Below are 23693 nucleotides of genomic sequence, written 5' to 3' on the forward strand. Positions count from 1 at the left end.
CTTGGACTTGAACGGACGGAATACGGAGCTTACCTTTGTTAATGTTTTATTCAACTTCGGAAAGTCTATTTACAGAATGAATACTTATAGTAAATTTATGGTTTATCATATTACGAAATAGCAAAATCTATTATTCATCATGTGTCGTTATCAATCTAATCATTTTGTCTAACAATGGTTTTGTCTTTATTTCGACATCTTTTGATTTATTGACCATATTTGAGAAAGCTATGAAAACAAGAAAAGCTTTCAATATCGCACTATCAATATTAGTTGTTATCAGTGGTTCATTATACTGTATTTGCATTAATCCTGATATAGAGAGAAATAAGAAGTATGCTAAATAAATAAGAAAATTCACATTATTCTTATTGATAACATAGAGAGCTAATTCAGTCTGAACAGCTTCATATTTATGGTTTTCCCAATTCTTCAATGGAGAGTGTTCTTTTATCATCCAATGAATAAATTTTGCCCCGTGAACACTGATAATAGAACCTACTGCAAGTGTAATGAAAAACATAGTCTCCCATGAAATATTCAGACCAAGCAAGAAGTTTAAAACTATCACAATTACTATAGGTACTCCAAATGCATATGCCCCCAGACACATGTAGCTCATTAAAACTATTATTGTTGGATGCATTAAATTGAACAATATCTTAGTAATTACTATTGGTAAAGAAATTGCAAAATTAATTGTCTTTACTATTCTATTTTTACTCTTACTGATTAGTGATTGTAAAAGCATAAATATAACGATATATCCAATAAAAAAAACAATGGCTTTCCATTCTAATTTTATTATTATCCATGAGTATAAAGAAGTTAAAGCAATACCTATGCTAACAAATGCGAGTATAATTAATGAAAGTTTTACTTTTTCGGGTATTGTAATCTGTGTCCACCATTTAATAAGACTCCTTATTTCTATAACTTTTTTATGTTCAGGATTTATACATTGTATGGGCCTTTTTATAAACTCATGATATGCATGTTCTGTTTTTGTAGGCTTATGATACTTCAATTCATATTCTAAAATTTCTCCATTAGATAATAACACTAACATATAAGTACCAGTTATAATACCGTATGTACCTTTTGTATCTTGATGGAATTTACGCTTCACTTCATAGACGTTTTTATCATACCTTTTTAATTCATTATGCAGACGTAAGTTCACATTTTTGTTCATCATCATCTCCTCTACCACTTCATTATCTTTACATGGATAAACACACCAGTACATAAAAGTAAACATAAATAAAAACAGTAGGGGAAATAAACTATAGGTAGTATTAAAGCATAGATATTCAGCAAGTATTACAGTTCCAATACATGCACCTATAATTATAATTATTAATGGTTTCTCCATTGGTTGTTTCATATTATAGCTAAAACAAAGATTTCCTTCTTTGTTCTTCCAAGTCCTTATGCTCTTTGTTGTCGTATTCATAAAAAATAAGTGCTTATATAATAATATCACAAATACAATTATCTGCTGCTTACCAAAGATATAGTTATTATATATATTATCAAAATACTCGTTAGAGATTTATTGATAAAAAGCAAACATCTACTGTTTTCTATTAAAGTTTTTTTCTACGTTTATCATATCACGCATAATGGAGCTATCCAATATCCGTGCATAATGCTGTGTCATTCTGATATTGGAATGTCCCAAAATCTTAGATACATTTTCCATTGATACATCATTAGCGAGAAAAACAACGGTAGCCGCAGTATGACGGGCAACATGAGTGGTCAGCCGTTTGGCTATGCCGCATACATCAGCAATTTCTTTTAAATAGGCGTTCATGCGTTGATTACTGATTACAGGCAAAAGTACTCCTTTTTTTATGCACTCTACATTATCTTCATATTTCCTCAATATCCTTTGAGGAATGGATAAAACAGGAATATTACACATCTGATTGGTTTTCTGTCGTGCCTTGCGTATCCACAAAGCACCGTTATTGTCTTTTATTAGGTGTTCACGGCTTAACTGCTGCACATCCACGAAAGCAAGTGCAGTAAAACAGCAAAAGATAAAAATATCTCTTACCTGCTCCAGCCGTTTGATAGCAAATTCCTTGTTCATCAGAATATCCAGTTCTTCACGTGAGAGAAACTCTACATTTACTTCCTCCTGCTTGAAGTGGATGCCGTAAAACGGGTCTTTCTTTATCCAGTCATTAGCCAAAGCAATGCGAACAACCTTTTTCAAGTTCTTCAAATGTTTCAATGCGGAATTGTTTTGGCAATGCTTCTCCGTTTTCAGCCAAAAATCAAAATCACGGATAAATTGCCCGTCCAGTTCTGCCAACATTATATCATCACAGTGGTAACAACTGCGGATATATTCTTTCAGCCGGTTTATGGAAGTATCAAACTTGGTAACGGTGCTTTCTGTATATTCCTTGCCAATCAGGGCACGACATTTTTCGTTATGCTCTGCATACACCTCCAGCAAGCTACGCTGTACCTTATCCCGTCCGTAGAAACAATCCTTAATTGTATCAGCTGTTATTGGCTTGTTGTCTATTTCCAGTTCACGGTGTATCTGTAATACTTTGGCACGAACCGTATTAATATAGTAGTTTAGTTCAGTGGCTACACGGTCTTTTCCTTTGGAACATTCCTTTTTCTGATTCCATAAATCTACAGGAATGCTCCGTTTAATCATAACTTCGGCTACTCGTTTGTTTACGGTGATGCGCATGCAGATAGGAGCTTCACCGTTTTTCAGAAGTTTCGCTTTCTTGATGATGAACAATACGCTTAGTGTGTTTCTTTTCACTGCTCCCATAATTCTTTGATTTTTAAGTGGTACAAAATTAGTTTGCTACACTCAAAAACCAGCTACGCAAAAAGCTGACAATCAAAGACAAATGCGTCAATTCGTGGGAACAAAAACGGCTTTCAAAAAGTCCCACGAATAAGCCACGTGAGAACTGCCTGAAACCGCTATTTTTTGCCGAAGCAGAGAAAAAGAAAAAGCTCTGAAATCCTTGAATTTCAGAGCTTTGCTTTCATTTGCTATTTGCTTTCGCGGTGCGTACGGGACTCGAACCCGTGACCCCATGCGTGACAGGCATGTATTCTAACCAACTGAACTAACGCACCAAATTTTAATTGGATTAACTCATTTATATTTCTCTCTGCTTCTTAGTGAAAGAAGCGGTGCGTACGGGACTCGAACCCGTGACCCCATGCGTGACAGGCATGTATTCTAACCAACTGAACTAACGCACCAGAATTTCAATTTATTAATCTGCATCTCTCTCGATTGCGGGTGCAAAGGTAGTTGTTTTTTGTAAACCTGCAAGCGTTTTGAGAAAAGTTTTTTTCAAGAAAAAACAAGAAAAATGCTTAGTGTCTCATTTTGAGTACTTTTGTAATGAAAAAAAATATTCGTTTTTCTTCTCTTCGGATAGTGACGGTATCTGATCGTTATAGTGACGCTATCACGATGGAATACCGTCACTATCCGAAGGCAATGGCGTCACTATCCTAAAGTTTGTCATTCTTTTCATTGAAAATAACTCTCGATATCTTTCTATCTGTAAGAAATCACCGTTTTTATATCAACTTTCTGCTTGAATAATTCGTAATTTTGCAATAAATCGTTATTTTTGCGGACTAAAATTAGAAAGGTAGAAAATAATCTGCCTAGAATCGTTAATTAGTAGAAAGAATGATGACAACAGCCAAACTGTTATTGCACTGTCCCGACAAACCGGGAATCCTAGCGGAAGTGACAGACTTTATTACGGTAAACAAAGGAAATATTATCTATTTGGATCAGTATGTAGATCATGTAGAGAACATCTTCTTCATGCGTATTGAATGGGAACTGAAAGATTTTCTGGTTCCACAGGAAAAAATTGAAGATTATTTCAGAACACTCTACGGGCAAAAATATGAAATGGATTTTCGTCTTTATTTCTCTGATGTAAAACCACGTATGGCTATTTTCGTATCCAAGCTGTCACACTGTCTTTTCGATATGTTAGCCCGGTATACGGCAGGAGAGTGGAATGTAGAGATACCTCTTATTATAAGTAATCATCCGGATTTGCAGCACGTGGCAGAACGTTTCGGAATTCCTTTCTATCTGTTCCCTATCACCAAGGAGACGAAAGAAGAACAGGAGCGCAAAGAGATGGAATTGCTTGCCAAACATAAGATTACATTTATTGTATTGGCACGCTATATGCAGGTGATCTCCGAACAGATGATTAATGCTTATCCGAATAAGATTATCAATATTCATCATTCTTTCCTTCCTGCGTTTGTAGGGGCGAAGCCTTATCACGCAGCTTTCCAGAGAGGGGTGAAAATTATTGGTGCAACTAGTCATTATGTAACGACAGAGCTGGATGCCGGACCGATTATTGAACAGGATGTAGTGCGCATTACTCATAAAGATGCTATTGAAGACCTCGTAAATAAAGGAAAGGATTTGGAAAAAATCGTTCTTTCGCGTGCAGTGCAGAAGCACATCGAGCGCAAAGTTTTGGCTTATAAAAATAAAACAGTAATATTTAGCTGATGAAAGTAGCAGTTGTAAAATACAATGCCGGCAATATTCGTTCTGTGGATTATGCTTTAAAGCGGTTGGGGGTAGAAGCGGTGATTACTGCTGATAAAGAAGAACTCCAATCGGCCGATAAAGTTATTTTTCCCGGAGTGGGAGAGGCGGAAACTACCATGAACCACTTGAAGGCAACGGGACTGGACGAACTGATTAAGAATCTCCGTCAGCCTGTATTTGGAATTTGTCTCGGCATGCAGTTGATGTGCCGGCATTCCGAAGAAGGAGAAGTCGATTGTTTGAATATCTTTGATGTGGATGTGAAACGTTTTGTCCCGCAGAAACATGAGGATAAAGTGCCGCACATGGGATGGAACACCATTGGAAAAACGAATAGCAAATTGTTTGAAGGGTTCACCGAAGAAGAGTTTGTCTATTTTGTGCATAGCTTCTATGTGCCGACCTGCGACTTTACTGCTGCTACAACTGACTATATTCACCCGTTCAGTGCTGCGCTCCATAAAGATAACTTTTATGCTACCCAGTTCCATCCGGAAAAAAGTGGTAAGACAGGAGAGAAGATTCTGACAAACTTTTTAAACCTCTAAGATACAAATAGTAAATAGATGATAGAAATTATTCCAGCCATTGATATTATTGATGGAAAGTGCGTACGCCTTTCCCAGGGAGATTACGATAGTAAAAAGGTGTATAATGAGAACCCGGTGGAAGTTGCAAAGGAGTTTGAAGCGAACGGTGTTCGCAGGCTTCATGTGGTAGACTTGGACGGTGCTGCTTCTCATCATGTCGTTAACTATCGGGTGTTGGAACAGATTGCTGTACGCACTTCTCTTGTCATAGATTTTGGTGGAGGAGTAAAGAGTGATGAAGATTTGAAAATTGCTTTTGAGAGCGGTGCGCAGATGGTAACCGGAGGAAGCATTGCAGTGAAAGATCCGGAATTATTCTGTCATTGGCTGGAAATATACGGCAGTGAGAAGATTATTTTGGGGGCAGATGTAAAAGAACATAAGATAGCCGTCAATGGTTGGAAAGATGAAAGTGCCTGTGAACTTTTTCCATTTCTCGAAAATTATATAGATAAAGGTATACGAAAAGTAATCTGTACGGATATTAGCTGTGACGGAATGTTGAGTGGCCCTTCTATCGATTTGTATAAAGAGGTGTTGGCAAAATTCCCTGACCTTTATCTGATGGCTAGTGGCGGGGTGAGCAAGATGGATGATATTGTAGCCTTGGATGAGGCCGGTGTTCCCGGAGTTATTTTCGGTAAGGCATTATACGAAGGACATATCACCTTACAAGATTTGAGAATCTTTCTGTAATGAGCGTATCGGAATAAATAAGATACCTTTATTATAAGGAAGATAAGAATCGAGCTTCAGGAATATAGATTATAAATTGTTGAACAATAAATAAAATAGGATTGTGTTAGCAAAAAGAATAGTACCTTGTCTGGATATAAAAGACGGACAAACCGTGAAAGGAACGAATTTTGTCAACTTGCGCCAAGCCGGTGATCCGGTGGAGCTAGGTCGTGCTTACAGTGAACAGGGAGCGGATGAACTTGTTTTCCTGGACATTACTGCAAGCCATGAAGGACGTAAGACTTTTACGGAATTGGTAAAACGGATTGCTGCTAATATCAATATCCCATTTACCGTAGGTGGTGGAATCAATGAATTAAGTGATGTAGACCGTCTGCTGAATGCAGGGGCAGATAAGATTTCTATCAATTCTTCCGCTATCCGCAATCCCCGGTTGGTTGACGAGATAGCAAAGAATTTCGGCTCACAAGTTTGTGTGTTGGCTGTAGATGCCAAACAGACCGAAAACGGTTGGAAATGTTACCTGAACGGAGGACGCATCGAAACGGATAAAGATCTGTTCGAGTGGACTAAAGAAGCACAGGAACGCGGAGCAGGAGAAATACTCTTCACAAGCATGAATCACGATGGTGTAAAAGCCGGTTATGCAAATGAAGCACTTGCCGCTTTAGCGGATCAACTCTTTATTCCCATCATAGCTTCGGGAGGTGCGGGCTGTAAGGAGCACTTCCGTGATGTCTTTTTACAGGGAAAGGCAGATGCTGCATTGGCTGCCAGTGTTTTTCACTTCGGAGAAATTAAAATTCCCGAATTAAAATCGTATCTTTGCGGCGAAGGAATTACCATCAGGGGGTGAGGCACCCCGGCCGGGTTTTCCTGCGGATGGATTATATAGTCAGATAAATATAGGAACTGTCTGCAAAAGAATTCCGTAGGCGAATAGGTAGTAATTGTAAATTGGAATAGTAATTAGAACTTATATAAAAATGGAATTGGATTTCGATAAAATGAACGGACTCGTTCCGGCTATCATACAGGACAACGAGACACGTAAGGTCTTGATGCTGGGTTTCATGAATAAAGAAGCTTATGATAAAACGGTGGAAACCGGAAAAGTTACATTCTTTAGCCGTACGAAGAATCGTTTATGGACAAAAGGTGAAGAAAGCGGTAACTTCCTTCATGTTGTATCTATAAAGGCTGATTGCGACAATGATACATTATTGATTCAAGTAGATCCGGTAGGTCCTGTGTGTCATACAGGCACAGATACTTGTTGGGGGGAGAAAAACGAAGAACCAGTCATGTTCCTGAAAGCATTGCAGGACTTCATAGACAAGCGTCACGAAGAGATGCCCGAAGGTTCTTATACGACCAGTCTGTTTGAGTCGGGAATCAATAAGATAGCTCAAAAAGTAGGTGAGGAAGCTGTGGAAACAGTGATCGAAGCAACGAACGGTACTGACGAACGTTTGATCTACGAAGGAGCCGACCTCATTTATCACATGATTGTATTGCTTGCTTCAAAAGGCTATCGCATCGAAGATCTTGCACGTGAACTGCAGGAAAGACATAGCAGTACCTGGAAGAAGCATTAATAAGTAAAGATTAGAAATTAAAAATTAAAACGGGAGTCGGCATGGATGACGGGGCGTTGATACAATATAAGAACGTAGAAATCCATCAACAGGAACTCTGTGTGCTAAGTGATGTAAATCTGGAATTGCACAAAGGAGAGTTTGTCTATTTGATCGGAAAAGTAGGCTCGGGAAAAACGAGTCTGCTTAAGACTCTTTATGGCGAACTGGACGTAATTGACGGTGAAGCGGAAGTGCTGGGTTATAATATGCGATCTATCAAACGTAAGCATATCCCGCAACTGCGCCGCAAGTTAGGCATTGTATTCCAGGATTTTCAGCTGCTTACAGACCGTACTGTATATAATAACCTGGAATTTGTGCTTCGTGCCACAGGCTGGAAAAACAAACAGGAGATACAGGATCGTATTGAAGAAGTGCTTCAACTGGTGGGAATGTCCAACAAAGGTTATAAACTTCCGAACGAACTTTCCGGTGGCGAACAGCAGCGCATTGTGATTGCACGTGCCGTACTCAATTCTCCGGCTATCATCCTGGCGGATGAACCAACCGGAAATCTGGATGTGGAAACAGGTAAAGCCATCGTTGAATTGTTGCACAATATCTGCGAATCCGGCTCATCGGTAGTGATGACGACGCACAATTTGCAACTGTTGAAAGATTATCCGGGCAGGGTATATCGTTGTGCCGACCATCAGATTGTAGATGTGACTGATGAATATATGCCCAGACAGAGAACAATAGAAATAGATTTAAATATAGATAACTAAAACAGTAACGAAAATGAAAGTTTTAAAGTTTGGAGGAACTTCCGTAGGTTCTGCTCAGCGCATGAAGGAAGTAGCCAAATTGATTACCGATGGTGAACAGAAGATTGTTGTTCTTTCTGCTATGTCAGGAACAACAAACACATTGGTGGAAATTTCGGACTATCTGTATAAGAAGAATCCGGAGGGTGCCAACGAGATTATTAATAAGCTGGAAGCAAAATATAAACAGCATATTGATGAGCTTTTTGCAACCCAGGAATATAAACAGAAAGGTCTTGAAGTTGTCAAATCCCACTTCGACTACATCCGCTCCTATACTAAAGACCTTTTCACTTTGTTCGAAGAGAAAGTGGTTTTGGCACAGGGAGAGCTTATCTCTACGGCGATGGTAAACTTTTACCTGCAGGAATGCGGTGTGAAGTCCGTGTTGCTTCCGGCTTTGGAATTCATGCGTACTGATAAGAACGCAGAACCGGACCCCGTATATATTAAGGATAAATTGCGTGCTCAATTGGATCTTTATCCGGATACGGAAATCTACATTACGCAAGGTTTCATCTGCCGCAATGCTTACGGTGAGATAGACAACCTGCAACGTGGTGGTAGCGACTACACCGCTTCTCTGATCGGAGCAGCAGTGAACGCTTCCGAAATCCAGATCTGGACAGATATCGACGGTATGCACAATAACGACCCGCGTATTGTTGACAAGACCGCTCCGGTACGCCAGCTGCACTTCGAAGAAGCAGCCGAGTTGGCTTACTTCGGTGCAAAGATTCTGCACCCTACTTGTATCCAGCCGGCTAAATATGCCAATATCCCTGTCCGCTTGTTGAACACAATGGATCCGGAGGCTCCGGGCACACTGATTTCTAACGATACGGAAAAAGGCAAGATTAAGGCAGTAGCTGCAAAAGATAACATCACTGCTATTAAGATTAAATCCAGCCGCATGTTATTGGCTCATGGTTTCTTGCGTAAGGTGTTCGAAATCTTCGAAAGCTATCAGACATCTATCGATATGATCTGTACGTCAGAAGTCGGTGTATCTGTTACGATAGATAACACGAAACATCTTAATGAGATTCTGGACGACCTGAAGAAATACGGAACAGTAACCGTTGATAAAGAAATGTGTATCATCTGCGTTGTAGGTGACCTTGAATGGGAAAATGTCGGTTTTGAAGCAAAAGCACTCGATGCGATGCGCGATATACCGGTGCGAATGATCTCGTTTGGAGGAAGTAACTATAACATCTCCTTCCTCATTCGGGAGTGTGATAAGAAAGTAGCTTTACAATCGTTGAGCGATATGCTTTTCAACGGCAAATAATTCCACAAATAATACGAGCGCTTTTACCGAACTGATAAAAGCGCTCTTTTTTAACCAACTAAACAAGTTTTTCGAATTATGAAGGGAATATTTCCAATCGATAAATTCCGCACTTTGCAGACACCTTTCTATTATTACGATACCAAAGTGCTGCGCGATACATTGTCGGCTATTAACCATGAGGTTGCCAAATATCCTAATTATTCAGTGCATTACGCTGTTAAAGCAAATGCTAACCCGAAAGTACTTACCATCATCCGTGAGAGCGGAATGGGAGCCGACTGTGTGAGCGGTGGAGAAATTCGTGCCGCTATCCGTGCAGGATTTCCGGCCAATAAAGTTGTTTTTGCAGGAGTAGGTAAAGCAGACTGGGAAATTAACCTCGGGCTGGAGTACGGCATCTTCTGTTTCAATGTAGAGTCTATTCCCGAACTGGAAGTAATCAATGAATTGGCTGCTGCTCAAAATAAGGTGGCTAATGTTGCTTTCCGTATCAATCCGGATGTAGGCGCACATACTCACGCAAATATCACTACCGGTTTGGCGGAAAACAAATTCGGTATCAGCATGCAGGATATGGACAAGGTGATAGATGTGGCGCAGGAGATGAAAAACGTAAAGTTTATCGGGCTTCATTTCCACATTGGTTCACAGATTCTGGATATGGGCGATTTTGTAGCTCTCTGTAATCGTGTCAATGAATTGCAGGATAAATTGGAAGCTCGCAGAATTCTGGTAGAACACATTAATGTAGGAGGTGGTTTGGGAATTGACTACGGACATCCCAATCGTCAGGCTATTCCGAACTTCAAGGATTACTTTGCTACCTATGCCGGACAACTGAAATTACGTCCTTATCAGACCTTGCATTTTGAATTGGGACGTGCAGTTGTAGGACAGTGCGGTTCCTTAATCTCTAAGGTTTTGTATGTAAAACAAGGCACACGGAAGAAATTTGCCATCCTGGATGCAGGTATGACCGATCTTATCCGTCCGGCTCTGTATCAGGCATTCCATAAAATGGAAAATATTACTTCCGAAGAACCATTGGAGGCATACGATGTAGTAGGACCGATCTGTGAATCGTCGGATGTTTTCGGAAAAGCAATTGACCTGAACAAAGTGAAGCGTGGTGACTTGATAGCCCTTGTTCTGCTGGTGCTTATGGTGAAATAATGGCTTCCGGATACAACTGTCGTGAACTGCCGAAAGGATATACTTCCGACGAACTGGTGTAAGTAAAAAATGAACCACTACAATCAAAATGTGAATGTAGTTTAAAAATATAGGGTGCATGGAACAATTTTAACTGAAAGCTTGTTATTTTTGTAATGAGTTCAAAAAGAAACTACATTAACAACTTAATAAAAAATACGATTATGATTTCAGAAAAATTACAGAATGCAATTAACGAACAGATTACTGCTGAAATGTGGTCTGCTAACCTGTATCTAGCAATGTCTTTCTATTTTGAGAAAGAAGGTTTCAGCGGTTTTGCTCATTGGATGAAAAAGCAATCCCAGGAAGAAATGGGACACGCTTATGCAATGGCAGATTATATCATCAAACGTGGAGGAACTGCTAAAGTAGATAAAATAGATGTTGTTCCTAACGGATGGGGTACACCTCTCGAAGTGTTTGAACACGTTTACAAGCATGAATGTCATGTTTCTCAATTGGTAGACAAGCTGGTAGACGTAGCTGCTGCTGAAAAGGATAAAGCAACACAGGATTTCTTGTGGGGATTTGTTCGCGAACAAGTAGAAGAAGAAGCTACAGCACAAGGCATTGTTGACAAGATCAAGAAGGCTGGTGATACCGGAATTTTCTTTGTAGATTCACAATTGGGACAGCGTTAATGATGCTACTCTGAAAAAATAGTTCTTTATATAGATAGAAGCTGCCTGAATTTCTGTTCAGACAGCTTCTTTTTTTTCACTTATTAGGCTTATATGTTCGAAAATAAACTACCTTTGTATTACGAGTCAGAGAAAAATTAATCCCGATTATTATAAATGAATGGTGTGAATAGAGGAATTTTTAGATTGCTCCCTGTATTTTTATTGCTCTTTTTGGGGGTGAGTAGTTGTTCTCAAAAAGAAGAACGGCGTATTCTGGTTATCCACTCTTATGAGGAGACTTATGCGGCTTATCCGGAATTTAACCGGATGATAGCGGAGCAATTTGAAAAAGAGAAAATTGATGCTGATATTCGTACCGTTTATTTAGACTGTGAATCCTACTGGGAAGAGCCGGAACTTGAGCGGATGCGCTTTCTGGTTGATTCCGTATCGAAAGATTGGCGGCCGGAAGTGATTCTGGTGAATGAAGACTAGGCTACTTATTCATTGATGAAATGCGGAATTCAGTTGGCGAAAGAAGTGCCTGTAGTTTTTGGTGGTGTCAATTATCCGAATTGGGGATTACTGAAACATCATCCCAACGTGACAGGCTTCCATGACAAGATAGCCTTTAATGAGAATATCAGTGTGGCAAAAGAGCTTTTCGGTGAGCACGTTCGTTTGTTTACCATGCTTGATACTACCTATATCGACAGACAAATCAGAAGAGATGCAAAGGAGCAGTTTAAAGGATATAAAGTGACCGGATTCATAGATAATCCCGAACTTTCTCCTGAAGAACAGATACGTTTGGCACAGGAAGAAGGCTATACCCGTTTCATGGCTATTCCTTTGCGTAATGCCAGAAACCATTCGAATGCTACTTTTATGTGGGTTTTGAACAGGAGTTACCGCGATCAATGTTATATCCAGTTGAAACGTGATTACACCACTATTAATATTGGGAGTATCTGTGGTAGTCCTAGTCTGACAGCCATCAATGAAGCCTTTGGGTTTGGTGAGAAGTTGTTGGGTGGATACATCACTTCGCTGCCTATTCAGGTAGAAGAAGAGGTGAAAACTGCCGTTCGCATATTACATGGCGCAAGCCCTTCGGATATACCCATTGTTGAAAGCCGGAAAGAGTATGTCGTAGACTGGAATACAATGACGCAAATTGGTTTGAGTAAGGAAAGTATTCCTGCTAAATATCGTATTATCAATATTCCGTTCAGAGATGAATATCCATTTTTGTGGGGAGCCTTAGTCGCTTCATTTGTTCTTTTCCTGATTTTATTTTTTGCTTCTCTTTGGTGGCTATATCTTCGGGAACAGATGAGGAAAAAACAGGCTCTTATAGCATTGGCTGATGAAAAAGAAACATTGTCATTAGCCATTGAGGGTGGAATGACGTATGCTTGGAGATTGGATAAGGGTTGTTTTGTTTTTGAAGATGCATTCTGGGCGTCGCAAGGGTTAAATCCTAGACAACTATCGTTTAAGGAATTCATGAGCTTTATTCATCCCGATCATTGGGAGGGAGTGAAGTTCAACTGGCGAAATCTGAAAAGTGCTCATAAAAAAATTGTGCAGGAGCTTTGTAACTTCGACGGTAAAGGCTATAGTGGTGGGAGTTTCGTTATACTACTAAACAGCTTTCGGGTGGTGAATATAAAACAGCAGGTTTGCTGCTCAACATACAAGATATAAAAGATCGTGAAGAGGAACTGGAAGCTGCACGCTTACTCGCTGAAAAGGCAGAATTGAAACAATCATTCCTGGCAAATATGAGCCATGAGATACGTACTCCACTTAATTCGATTGTGGGTTTTGCCAATATTCTGGCATTGGAAGATGGATTGAGTTCCGTAGAACGCGAAGAATACATCGGCACTATTAATAAGAACAGCGAGTTGTTGCTCAAATTGATTAACGATATTTTGGAGCTTTCTCGTATCGAATCAGGCTATATGTCTTTCTCGTTTAAGAAATGTAGGGTGAGAGAGCTGATTGATGACATTTATATGACTCACCAGGTATTGATTGCTCCACGCCTGGAATTCCTGAAAGAAGTGGATAATATACCTTTGGAAATTAATGTGGATAGAGAGCGCTTGATACAAGTTCTAACAAATTTCTTGAATAACGCCAGTAAATTTACGGAAACCGGATATATCAAATTAGGGTATATTTATCTGCCGGATGAGGGGCATGTGCGGATTTATGTAGAAGATACTGGGAGAGGTATTCCACGCGAAGAACAACGGATGATTTTCAGCCGTTTCTACAAACAGAACGAATTTTCACAGGGAGCAGGATTGGGGCTTTCTATTTGTCAGGTAATTATAGAAAAACTGGGTGGAAGGATTGAACTCAAATCCGAAGTAGGCAAGGGAAGTCGCTTTACGGTCATCCTTCCTTGCCGGGTAGTGTCTTGATAAAACTTAATAGGAGGGATTGTCAACCGTGTTATTTTTTGTTTTTCCCTTTCTCCATCGTTCCCAAGTAAATCTCCAGTGAACGGGTGGAAATCTGTATTTCGCGGAAAGATACGCCTAGAGAGGCTATCAACAGAATCAGTGCCAGTCCGAATACGTAAGCAGAAAATAATTGCAGTCCGATATAAATAAGAAACATACTGACTACGCAAAGAAAAAGACTTGCAATACCCAGTCCTTGCATTGTACGGGTCAGGTTCAACCGTTTCCGTAAATTCTCGATTTGAGCTTCAGTGATATCCGAAGGGTTCTCCACGTAGCGGTCACGCAGTTGGCGCACAAGTTGGGCATACGATAAGAAACGGTTGGTGTAAGCCAACAAAATCAATGAAACTGCCGAGAAAAGTAGGGCAGGAGTAGTGAGGGTCAGTTCTTCCATAATCTATTTTTTGTAGTCAAGTAGCGGTTCAAAATTCATTTTATAAAAGAGAATTTAGGTGCAGATTACATAGATTTCACGTATTATACGTTTTTTAGAATGAAGCTTGTTATAAAGCAACTGTGTAAGATACGTGAAATCTGTGTGATCCGTGTAATCTGCGCCTAAAATATAGATTCCGCAAGGAAACCTTGCTTCGGAGTTATTCCGCTTTCAATACGTTGAGTTCTTTACCTACCTTGATAAAGGCAGCGATACACTTGTCAAGATGTGCTTTTTCGTGTCCTGCAGAAATCTGTACACGGATGCGGGCCTGATCTTTCGGCACTACCGGATAGTAGAAACCTGTCACATAGATTCCTTCTTCCTGCATGCGTGCAGCGTAAATCTGGGATAACTTCGCATCATACAGCATAACAGCACAGATAGCACTTTGTGTCGGTTTAATATCAAATCCGGCAGCCGTCATCTTATCGCGGAAGTAGTTTACATTTTCAACCAACTTGTCATGCAGTGCATTGCTCTCTTTCAGCATCTTGAAAACTTCAAGACTTGCACCGATGATACCCGGAGCCAATGAGTTGGAGAACAAATACGGGCGACTACGTTGACGGAGCAAATCGATAATCTCTTTACGACCGGTGGTAAATCCTCCCAGTGCACCGCCGAAAGCCTTACCCAACGTTCCGGTATAAATATCTACACGTCCGTGAGTCTTATACAACTCGCTTACGCCATGACCAGTGGTACCTACCACACCGGCAGAGTGGGATTCATCCACCATTACCAACGCATCGTATTTCTCGGCAAGATCACAAATCTGATCCATCGGAGCTACGTTGCCATCCATTGAGAACACACCGTCCGTAACAACAATACGGAAACGTTGTGCCTGCGCTTCTTGCAGACATCTTTCCAAGTCTTTCATGTCAGCATTGGCATAACGGTAACGTTTTGCTTTGCAAAGACGTACCCCGTCAATGATAGAAGCATGGTTTAGCGAGTCCGAGATAATGGCATCCTCTTCAGAGAAAAGTGGTTCGAATACACCGCCGTTAGCGTCAAAGCAGGCAGCATACAGAATCGTGTCTTCAGTCTGGAAATAGTCCGAGATGGCAGCTTCCAGTTCTTTGTGTATATCTTGTGTTCCACAAATGAAACGGACGGAAGACATTCCGTATCCACGGTTGTTCATCATTTCCTGCGAAGCCTTGATTAATCGGGGATGATTGGACAATCCTAGATAGTTGTTTGCGCAGAAGTTTAATACTTCCTTACCTTTTACAGTGATGGCAGCTTGCTGCGCACTTTCAATCAGTCGTTCTTCTTTATAAAGTCCGGCTTCCTTGATTTCAGCCAATGTTTGGCGGAGATATTCTTGCATTTTACCGTACATAGTGTTTGGGTGATTAAGTTATATTGCAAAGGACACAATTTTTCTTGGAATAACAATGTCTTTTTGATTAAAATCTGAAAAAAAAAGTGCTTACTTTGCGCACTATTTAAGCTTGATATTCTAAGTCAGAAGAAAAAATGGAACACATTTTGATTATTGGAGCTACCGGACAGATAGGGTCGGAGCTAACGATGGAGCTACGTAAACGTTACGGAAATGCAAATGTAGTAGCTGGTTATATTCCGGGTGCAGAACCTAAAGGGGAATTAAAGGAGTCGGGACCGTCGGCTATTGCTGATGTAACGGACGGCGAGGCGATTGCATCTGTAGTAAAAGAGTATCATATCGATACGATTTATAACTTGGCTGCTCTGTTGTCTGTAGTTGCCGAGTCGAAACCCAAGCTGGCTTGGAAAATAGGCATCGATGGATTGTGGAATGTGCTGGAAGTGGCACGTGAACAAGGGTGCGCGGTGTTTACTCCGAGTTCTATCGGTTCGTTTGGCGCTAGTACGCCTCACACGAAAACACCGCAGGACACCATTCAACGTCCCCGTACCATGTATGGAGTCACTAAAGTAACGACAGAGTTGTTGAGTGATTACTATTTTAATAAATACGGTGTCGATACCCGTGCTGTCCGTTTTCCGGGCATTATTTCGAATGTGACCCCTCCGGGAGGAGGTACGACCGATTATGCTGTCGATATTTACTACTCGGCAGTGAAAGGAGAAAAGTTTGTGTGCCCCATTAAGCAAGGCACTTTAATGGATATGATGTACATGCCGGATGCGCTGAATGCAGCAATCACACTGATGGAAGCCGATCCGGCAAGATTGATACACCGCAATGCTTTCAATATCGCTTCCATGAGTTTCGATCCGGAAACGATATATCAAGCTATCAAGAAGCATATGCCGCAGTTTGAGATGATTTATGATATAGATCCTTTGAAGCAGCGCATAGCCGATAGCTGGCCCGATAGTCTGGATGATACCTGTGCTCGTGAAGAGTGGGGATGGAAGCCGGCCTACAATTTGGAAAGCATGACGGTGGATATGCTTGAAAAGTTAAGAGAGAAACTGAAATAATGAAAAAACTAATTGCAGGGGTCATACTGCTCGGTATATTGAGCTCTTGTGGAAACAAGAAAACAAATATTGACCCCTTCGCATCTATTACTAAAGAGGTGGATTCAGTCCGGCAGATAGCCGATTCTAGCCACCATGATAAATCGCCGGAAGATCCGCAGCCTATACAGGCGGATGAATCTTTCGATGATTTTATTTACAATTTTGCTTCCGATGATGTGTTACAGCGTCAGCGTGTGAAATTTCCATTGCCCTACTACAATGGAGATAAGAAGTCAAACATTGAGGAACGCAACTGGAAGCATGATGACTTGTTTACCAAACAGCATTATTATACACTGCTGTTTGATAGAGAAGAAGATATGGATTTAGTAGGAGATACCTCCCTCACTTCTGTGCAGGTAGAGTGGATGTTCGTGAAAACACGAATGGTGAAAAGATACTATTTTGAACGTATCAAAGGTGCATGGATACTGGAGGCAATCAACCTGCGGCCCATTGAACAAAGTGATAATGAAAACTTTGTTGAGTTTTTCGGACATTTTGCAACGGATAGTCTTTTTCAGAGTCAGCGTGTGCGGGAGCCGTTGGCTTTTGTAACCAGTGATCCGGACGATGATTTCTCCATTTTGGAGACAACCCTCGATCTTAATCAGTGGTTCGCCTTCAAACCGGTACTTCCTGTCGACCGCCTTTCTAATATTAATTACGGACAGCGGAATGACGATGATTCGCCCACGAAAATCCTGGCGTTGAAAGGTATCGGAAATGGTTTTTCCAATATCCTTTATTTCCGCCGGAAAGCCGGAGAATGGGAATTGTATAAGTTTGAAGATACAAGTATCTGATACAGGTTACGATGCACTATAACAGTATAACTTATAACTAAAAATATATGTATTCTCTTTTGCCCTACAATACATTCGGCATCGATGTCAGTGCCGCTCGTTTTTTAGAATATTCTTCGGTTGAAGAACTGAAGAAGCTGATTGTGCAAGGTGCCATTGTGACACCTTTTTTGCATATTGGTGGCGGCAGTAACCTGTTGTTTACCAAAGATTACGACGGATTGATACTCCATTCCCGCATTGAAGGAATCGAAGTGACGGAGGAAGATGAACACTCTGTGTCGGTACGAGTGGGAGCGGGAGTAGTATGGGATGACTTCGTTGCATATTGCGTAGAACATGGATGGTATGGAACGGAGAACCTGTCGCTCATCCCCGGTGAGGTCGGAGCGAGCGCGGTACAGAACATCGGAGCTTATGGCGTTGAAGTGAAAGATCTGATAACAGCTGTGGAAACGGTGAACATTCAAGCTGAAGAACGCGTTTATTCGGTGGAAGAGTGTGGATATACCTACCGCAACAGTATCTTTAAACGCCCGGAAAACAAGTCGGCTTTTGTCACCTATGTCCGTTTCCGACTTAGTAAAAAAGAACATTATACGTTAGATTATGGAACCATTCGTCAGGAGCTTGAAAAATATCCGGCATTGACGCTTTCTGTTGTACGGAAAGTGATAATTGATATTCGTGAGAGCAAGTTGCCCGACCCGAAGGTAATGGGAAATGCCGGCAGCTTCTTTATGAATCCCATTGTGCCGAAAGAAAAACTGGAAGCCCTGCAGCAGGAATATCCCCGGATACCTTACTATGAGCTGGCAGAAGATCGGGTGAAAATTCCGGCAGGATGGATGATCGACCAATGCGGCTGGAAAGGTAAGGCCTTAGGTCCGGCTGCCGTACATGATAAACAAGCGCTGGTGTTAGTGAATCTTGGTGGAGCAAAAGGTAGCGATATTCTTGCGCTTTCAGATGCAGTCCGAGCCTCTGTTCATGAGAAGTTTGGCATTGATATCCACCCGGAAGTTAACTTAATAAATTGAGAAGTAACAAGTGAAAGTAAGAATCATTGGAAGTGGAACATCGACGGGAGTACCCCAAATCGGCTGTACATGTCCGGTTTGTACTTCTACCGATCCGAAAGATAACCGATTGCGTGCATCTGCTATTGTTGAGACAGATGATGCGCGAATTTTGATAGATTGCGGTCCGGATTTCCGGACACAGGTATTGCGTCTTCCTTTTGAGAAGATAGATGGTGTGCTCATTACGCATGAACATTATGACCATGTGGGTGGGTTGGACGATTTGCGTCCGTTTTGCCGGTTTGGTTCAGTGCCTATTTATGCGGAAAATTATGTGGCACAAGGCTTGCGCTTGCGTATGCCCTATTGTTTTGTTGACCATCGTTATCCGGGAGTTCCCGACATTCCTTTGCAGGAAATCTCGGTGGGACAGGCTTTTTCAGTTAACCACACGGAGGTGCTTCCTTTACGTGTGATGCATGGCCGATTGCCTATTCTGGGATATCGTATCGGGCAATTAGGTTATATCACTGATATGCTGACCATGCCCGAAGAATCCTATGAACAATTGGCGGGAATAGATGTTTTGGTAGTGAATGCACTTCGGATTGCCACGCATCCTACTCATCAGAATTTGGAAGAAGCACTGGCAGTGGCGCAGCGCATTCAGGCAAAGAAGACGTACTTTATACACATGAGTCATGATATGGGCTTGCATGCGGAGGTTGAAAAGAGCCTTCCGGAAAATATTCACCTGGCATTCGACGGATTGGATATCTATCTTTGATTATCGGTGAAATTTTTAGCAAAAGTTTTGTTTTCTTTGTAGAAATTATTATTTTTGCACCTAGCCGATAAACAGCGAATATTATGAAACTTCGTACGATAGTGAAAATAGCGATCACGTCTTCTGTTGTACTTTTGTGCTCAGGTTTCGCATTGTACTCTTTTTTTAGACTGTCGGCGGCCGAAGGGCAGAAAGATTTTGATCTTTATGAACTGGTTCCATCCACCACTTCAGCCGTGTTTGTTACCGATGATGTGCTCGAGTTTGTAGCGGAGGTCGATGATCTGACTTGTAGTAAAAATCAGCAATATCTTTATGTATCCAAACTTTTTTCTTATCTGAAACAAAGCCTTTATGCCCTCTCGGAAGATACTCCCCATGGCTTGAGTCGGCAAATGAATCAGATGCTGATTAGTTTCCACGAACCGGATAACGAACGGAACCAGGTACTTTATTGCAGATTGGGAAATGGGGATAAGGAATTGGTGAACAGGTTTGTGCGTAAATATATATCTTCGCTTTATCCACCGAAAACGTTTGTTTACAAAGGAGAGGAAATAATCATTTACCCGATGGCAGATGGTGATTTTCTAGCCTGCTATCTGACGTCTGATTTTATGGCGTTAAGTTTTCAGAAAAAACTGATTGAAAACGTTATTGATGCATATAAGAGTGACAAATCATTGGCGGATGATCCGACCTTTACAGGAGTGCGTGCTCCGAAAAAAAGTGTAGCGGCCGCCACAATCTATACCCGTATGAAAGGGATGATGGGATGGACGGAATTTGACATGAAGATGAAAGATGATTTTATTTATTTCTCCGGCATCACTCATGATGCAGATACTTGCTTTGCATTTATAAAACAACTTCGCCAGCAGCAATCAGTCAAAGGCTTCCCGGGTGAAGCACTGCCCTCCACTGCTTTCTATTTTAGCAGACAGGGGATTACGGACTGGGCGTCTTTACTTTCTTATGGAAATGCGCAGGAGCAGAACGGGGCAGTCCGCACGAGTGAAGTGCAGAATAGAGATAAGGAATTTTCCCGCTATCTGATGGAAAATGCCGGGCAAGACCTGGTTGCCTGTCTCTTCCAGCGTGAAGATACGTTGCAGGATGCAGCGGCAGTCTTGAGCCTGTCTGTGGCAGATGTGACGGAAGCTGAAAGGATGCTTCGTGCCTTTGTCAATACTGCTCCGGCAGATGAAGGAAGAAAAACTCCCCGTATTACTTTTTGTTATACTGTAAATAAGGCATACTTGGTCTATCGGTTGCCTCAAACAACATTGTTTAAACAACTGACCAGTTTTGTTGAACCGACTTTGGATGTGTATGCAGCATTTTATGGCGGACGTTTGTTACTCGCTCCGGATGAGGATAGCCTGTCGCATTATATTCGCCAACTGGATAAAGGGGAAGTGCTTAATGGGGCAATGGCTTATCAGACGGGTATGGATCACCTGTCTGATTCATATCATTTTATGCTGATGGCGGATTTCGATCACGTGTTCCGGCAATCGGAAAATCACGTCCGTTTCGTACCGGATTTCTTCATGCGCAATGCAGACTTTTTCCGTAATTTTACACTCTTTGTCCAGTTTGCCTGTACCGATGGAGTAGTATATCCCAATATTGTTTTGAAATATAAATCAGAATAAAAATTGTGGTTTATATACAATCATTCTATAAAAAAAAACTCCCGACAGAATTAAATTCTATCGGGAGTTTTTTATGCTTATTCGTCCGACGAATGACTTTCGGTTTAGAATGGCAGATCGTCTTTTGCGTCGCCCGGAGTAAATTCCGGCATTGCCGACGGAGCTGCGGGAGGAACGGAACCGCCTGTAGCCATTGGGGCACCTACGCTGACACGTTCTACTTTCCATGCACGGATTCTGTTGAACCAGCGGTCTTGCCATTGGTTAGAATCGATGTCGAATGAAACAGTCAGTTCTTCGCCCATTTGAATGTTGAACTGATCTATTTTATCTGCCCCAAATACTTCGAAGCACATTTTGCGTGGATATTGGTCGTGACTTTCGATAACAAACTCTTGCGCTTTCCACTCGTTGCCGGTAGCTTTTGAAACTCCTCCTTTGGGCTGGAGGATAGCGATGATTTTTCCTGTAAATTCCATTGCGATAATTTTAAATTCTGGGGCGAAGTTACAATTTTTTAGTAATATCCCTCACACAATACCTGTTTTTTTCTTTTGTTTTATTGGGCAGCCCAAATCTTTTTTCGTAACTTTGTGCGATAGAACATTTAAAACTTAAATACACGAAAATATATGAAATTTATCGTTTCAAGTACTGCTCTTTCCAGCCATTTACAGGCCATCAGCCGTGTGATTAATTCAAAAAATGCGCTGCCAATTCTCGATTGTTTCCTCTTCGAATTGGAAGACGGAACATTGTCTGTGACTGTATCCGACAGTGAAACAACGATGGTGACTACCGTAGAAGTGAATGAAAGCGATACAAACGGGCGTTTTGCCGTAGTAGCGAAAACATTGCTTGATGCACTGAAAGAAATCCCGGAACAACCACTTACATTTGAAATCAATCCGGATAATTATGAAATAACAGTGCAGTACCAGAACGGAAAATACAGCCTGATGGGGCAGAATGCGGATGAATTCCCGCAATCGGCTACACTGGGTGATAATGCAGTCCGTGTAGAAATGGAGGCAAGTGTACTTCTGGGAGGTATCAACCGTTCGGTATTTGCTACTGCCGATGACGAACTTCGTCCGGTGATGAACGGTATTTATTTCGATATTACCACAGAAGACATCACAATGGTTGCTTCAGACGGTCATAAACTGGTGCGTTGCAAGACATTGGCAGCCAAAGGTAACGAGCGTGCAGCCTTCATCCTTCCAAAGAAACCGGCTACTTTGCTTAAGAATCTTTTGCCGAAAGAACAAGGCACAGTGACGATCGAATTCGATGAACGCAATGCTGTATTCATGCTTGAAAGCTACCGGATGGTTTGCCGCCTGATTGAAGGACGTTACCCGAACTACAACTCGGTAATTCCGCAGAACAACCCGCACAAAGTGACCGTAGACCGTCAACAGTTGGTAGGAGCTTTGCGTCGTGTGTCTATTTTCTCGTCGCAGGCAAGTAGTTTGATTAAACTCCGTATGCAGGAAAACCAGATTGTGATTTCCGCACAAGATATTGACTTCTCTACTTCTGCCGAAGAAACACAAGTTTGCCAGTATGCAGGTGCAGCAATGAGCATCGGTTTCAAATCGACATTCCTCATCGATATCCTGAACAATATTTCAGCAGACGAAGTAGTCATCGAACTCGCAGATCCTTCACGTGCCGGAGTAATCATCCCGGTAGAGCAGGAAGAAAACGAAGACCTGCTGATGCTGCTGATGCCGATGATGCTAAATGATTAATAGTAATCACCGCAAAATAACACAGAGTTCCACAGAGTGTTTTATGTATTTATTGCTCTGTAGAACTCTGTGTTACTCTGTGGTGGAAAAAATAATTAGAAATGAAATTAAACCTGAAAAATCCCATTGTTTTTTTTGATTTAGAAACAACCGGAACCAATATCAACACAGACCGAATTGTTGAAATCTGCTATCTGAAAGTATATCCGAATGGAAATGAAGAAGCAAAAACATTACGTATCAATCCTGAAATGCATATCCCGGAAGCATCTTCTGCTATACATGGCATTTATGATGCCGACGTAGTCGATTGCCCTACTTTCAAAGAAGTGGCGAAAAACATAGCCAGGGACATTGAAGGTTGCGATTTGGCAGGATTTAATTCCAATCGTTTTGATATTCCTGTCCTTGCTGAAGAGTTCCTTCGCGCCGGAGTGGACATTGATATGACGAAACGCAAATTTGTAGACGTACAGGTGATCTTCCACAAAATGGAACAACGCACCCTGTCTGCTGCCTATAAATTCTATTGCGACAAGAATCTGGAAGATGCACACACTGCCGAAGCAGATACACGGGCCACTTACGAAGTGCTGAAAGCACAGCTCGACCGTTACTCCGATCTTCAGAATGATATTGCGTTCCTGGCAGATTATTCAAGTTTCAGCAAGAATGTAGACTTTGCCGGACGCATGGTGTACGATGATAATGGGGTGGAAGTGTTCAACTTCGGAAAATATAAAGGAATGTCTGTAGCCGAGGTTTTGAAGAAAGATCCCGGATATTACAGTTGGATTTTGAATAGTGATTTCACGTTGAACACTAAGGC

The 23693-nt window shown here is 41.4% G+C and carries 20 protein-coding genes, 2 tRNA genes and 2 pseudogenes; 17 read left to right on the forward strand and 7 right to left on the reverse strand.

Annotated features, from left to right (window positions below):
- Positions 1–130: 130 nt before the first annotated feature.
- The 4 genes from BSCG_RS04385 to BSCG_RS04370 all read right to left on the reverse strand — a co-directional run bounded on the left by BSCG_RS04385 (position 131) and on the right by BSCG_RS04370 (position 3255).
- Positions 131–1456 carry a hypothetical protein gene (locus tag BSCG_RS04385; protein WP_008777168.1) on the reverse strand — a complete coding sequence of 442 codons (1326 nt, stop codon included), beginning with the start codon at positions 1454–1456 and terminating at the stop codon, positions 131–133.
- Between the two features lie 120 nt (positions 1457–1576).
- A complete protein-coding gene (locus BSCG_RS04380; protein WP_008777169.1) occupies positions 1577–2809 on the reverse strand; it encodes a site-specific integrase in 1233 nt (410 codons plus the stop codon).
- A gap of 243 nt (positions 2810–3052) precedes the next feature.
- Positions 3053–3126 (reverse strand) — tRNA-Asp (locus BSCG_RS04375).
- A gap of 55 nt (positions 3127–3181) precedes the next feature.
- Positions 3182–3255: transfer RNA gene (locus BSCG_RS04370), tRNA-Asp, on the reverse strand.
- A 442-nt stretch (positions 3256–3697) separates the two neighbouring features.
- On the opposite strand from BSCG_RS04370, the gene purU reads away from it, so the two are divergent.
- From purU to BSCG_RS04320, 10 genes and pseudogenes are all read left to right on the forward strand, one after another.
- Positions 3698–4555 carry a formyltetrahydrofolate deformylase gene (purU, locus tag BSCG_RS04365; RefSeq protein WP_004297049.1) on the forward strand — a complete coding sequence of 286 codons (858 nt, stop codon included), beginning with the start codon at positions 3698–3700 and terminating at the stop codon, positions 4553–4555.
- Positions 4555–5145 (forward strand): imidazole glycerol phosphate synthase subunit HisH, encoded by a 591-nt coding sequence (gene hisH, locus BSCG_RS04360; protein ID WP_004297048.1) that lies wholly within the window; start codon positions 4555–4557, stop codon positions 5143–5145. The genes purU and hisH overlap by 1 nt, the downstream gene beginning before the upstream one ends.
- A gap of 18 nt (positions 5146–5163) precedes the next feature.
- The gene (gene hisA / locus BSCG_RS04355; RefSeq protein ID WP_004311504.1) at positions 5164–5883 is read left to right on the forward strand and encodes a 1-(5-phosphoribosyl)-5-[(5-phosphoribosylamino)methylideneamino]imidazole-4-carboxamide isomerase; all 720 of its coding nucleotides are present in this window, start codon (positions 5164–5166) and stop codon (positions 5881–5883) included.
- A 103-nt stretch (positions 5884–5986) separates the two neighbouring features.
- Entirely contained in the window at positions 5987–6742 is a 756-nt protein-coding gene (hisF, locus tag BSCG_RS04350; protein WP_004311503.1) for an imidazole glycerol phosphate synthase subunit HisF, read from the forward strand.
- A 130-nt stretch (positions 6743–6872) separates the two neighbouring features.
- Positions 6873–7484 (forward strand): bifunctional phosphoribosyl-AMP cyclohydrolase/phosphoribosyl-ATP diphosphatase HisIE, encoded by a 612-nt coding sequence (gene hisIE, locus BSCG_RS04345; RefSeq protein ID WP_004304029.1) that lies wholly within the window; start codon positions 6873–6875, stop codon positions 7482–7484.
- A gap of 41 nt (positions 7485–7525) precedes the next feature.
- Entirely contained in the window at positions 7526–8254 is a 729-nt protein-coding gene (locus BSCG_RS04340; protein WP_004304028.1) for a cell division ATP-binding protein FtsE, read from the forward strand.
- 13 nt (positions 8255–8267) lie between these two features.
- On the forward strand, positions 8268–9587 hold the full coding sequence (locus BSCG_RS04335; RefSeq protein ID WP_004304027.1) for an aspartate kinase: 1320 nt from the start codon (positions 8268–8270) through the stop codon (positions 9585–9587).
- 78 nt (positions 9588–9665) lie between these two features.
- Positions 9666–10825 (forward strand): annotated as a pseudogene (gene lysA / locus BSCG_RS04330) (diaminopimelate decarboxylase).
- Positions 10826–10966: 141 nt separating this feature from the next.
- Entirely contained in the window at positions 10967–11446 is a 480-nt protein-coding gene (locus tag BSCG_RS04325) for a ferritin (RefSeq protein ID WP_004304025.1), read from the forward strand.
- A gap of 156 nt (positions 11447–11602) precedes the next feature.
- Positions 11603–13866: pseudogene (locus tag BSCG_RS04320) on the forward strand (ATP-binding protein).
- Positions 13867–13897: 31 nt separating this feature from the next.
- Here BSCG_RS04320 and BSCG_RS04315 read toward each other — a convergent pair.
- Positions 13898–14305, reverse strand: a complete 408-nt coding sequence (locus tag BSCG_RS04315; RefSeq protein WP_004304023.1) for a DUF2721 domain-containing protein — start codon at positions 14303–14305, stop codon at positions 13898–13900.
- 202 nt (positions 14306–14507) lie between these two features.
- Positions 14508–15701 carry a glycine C-acetyltransferase gene (gene kbl / locus BSCG_RS04310; RefSeq protein WP_008777173.1) on the reverse strand — a complete coding sequence of 398 codons (1194 nt, stop codon included), beginning with the start codon at positions 15699–15701 and terminating at the stop codon, positions 14508–14510.
- Between the two features lie 137 nt (positions 15702–15838).
- Here kbl and BSCG_RS04305 point away from each other — a divergent pair, with 137 nt between their 5' ends.
- From BSCG_RS04305 to BSCG_RS04285, 5 genes are all read left to right on the forward strand, one after another.
- The gene (locus BSCG_RS04305; protein WP_008777174.1) at positions 15839–16792 is read left to right on the forward strand and encodes an NAD-dependent epimerase/dehydratase family protein; all 954 of its coding nucleotides are present in this window, start codon (positions 15839–15841) and stop codon (positions 16790–16792) included.
- On the forward strand, positions 16792–17640 hold the full coding sequence (locus BSCG_RS04300) for a DUF4348 domain-containing protein (RefSeq protein ID WP_004297036.1): 849 nt from the start codon (positions 16792–16794) through the stop codon (positions 17638–17640). The genes BSCG_RS04305 and BSCG_RS04300 overlap by 1 nt, the downstream gene beginning before the upstream one ends.
- A 47-nt stretch (positions 17641–17687) precedes the next feature.
- Complete coding sequence (gene murB / locus BSCG_RS04295; protein WP_004297035.1) at positions 17688–18680, forward strand: UDP-N-acetylmuramate dehydrogenase; 993 nt, start codon at positions 17688–17690, stop codon at positions 18678–18680.
- Between the two features lie 10 nt (positions 18681–18690).
- On the forward strand, positions 18691–19449 hold the full coding sequence (locus BSCG_RS04290) for an MBL fold metallo-hydrolase (RefSeq protein ID WP_004311496.1): 759 nt from the start codon (positions 18691–18693) through the stop codon (positions 19447–19449).
- Between the two features lie 83 nt (positions 19450–19532).
- Positions 19533–21107: a DUF3352 domain-containing protein gene (locus BSCG_RS04285; RefSeq protein ID WP_008777175.1), complete on the forward strand. Its 1575-nt coding sequence runs from the start codon at positions 19533–19535 to the stop codon at positions 21105–21107.
- A 104-nt stretch (positions 21108–21211) separates the two neighbouring features.
- Here BSCG_RS04285 and BSCG_RS04280 read toward each other — a convergent pair whose 3' ends face one another.
- Positions 21212–21586, reverse strand: a complete 375-nt coding sequence (locus BSCG_RS04280; protein WP_004297031.1) for a DUF3127 domain-containing protein — start codon at positions 21584–21586, stop codon at positions 21212–21214.
- A gap of 153 nt (positions 21587–21739) precedes the next feature.
- Here BSCG_RS04280 and dnaN point away from each other — a divergent pair, with 153 nt between their 5' ends.
- Positions 21740–22864 carry a DNA polymerase III subunit beta gene (gene dnaN / locus BSCG_RS04275; RefSeq protein ID WP_004297029.1) on the forward strand — a complete coding sequence of 375 codons (1125 nt, stop codon included), beginning with the start codon at positions 21740–21742 and terminating at the stop codon, positions 22862–22864.
- Between the two features lie 101 nt (positions 22865–22965).
- On the forward strand, positions 22966–23693 hold a 728-nt coding region (locus BSCG_RS04270; protein WP_008777177.1), incomplete at its 3' end, for a 3'-5' exonuclease.

This window comes from Bacteroides sp. 2_2_4, assembly GCF_000157055.1.
GTDB classification, from domain to species: domain Bacteria; phylum Bacteroidota; class Bacteroidia; order Bacteroidales; family Bacteroidaceae; genus Bacteroides; species Bacteroides ovatus.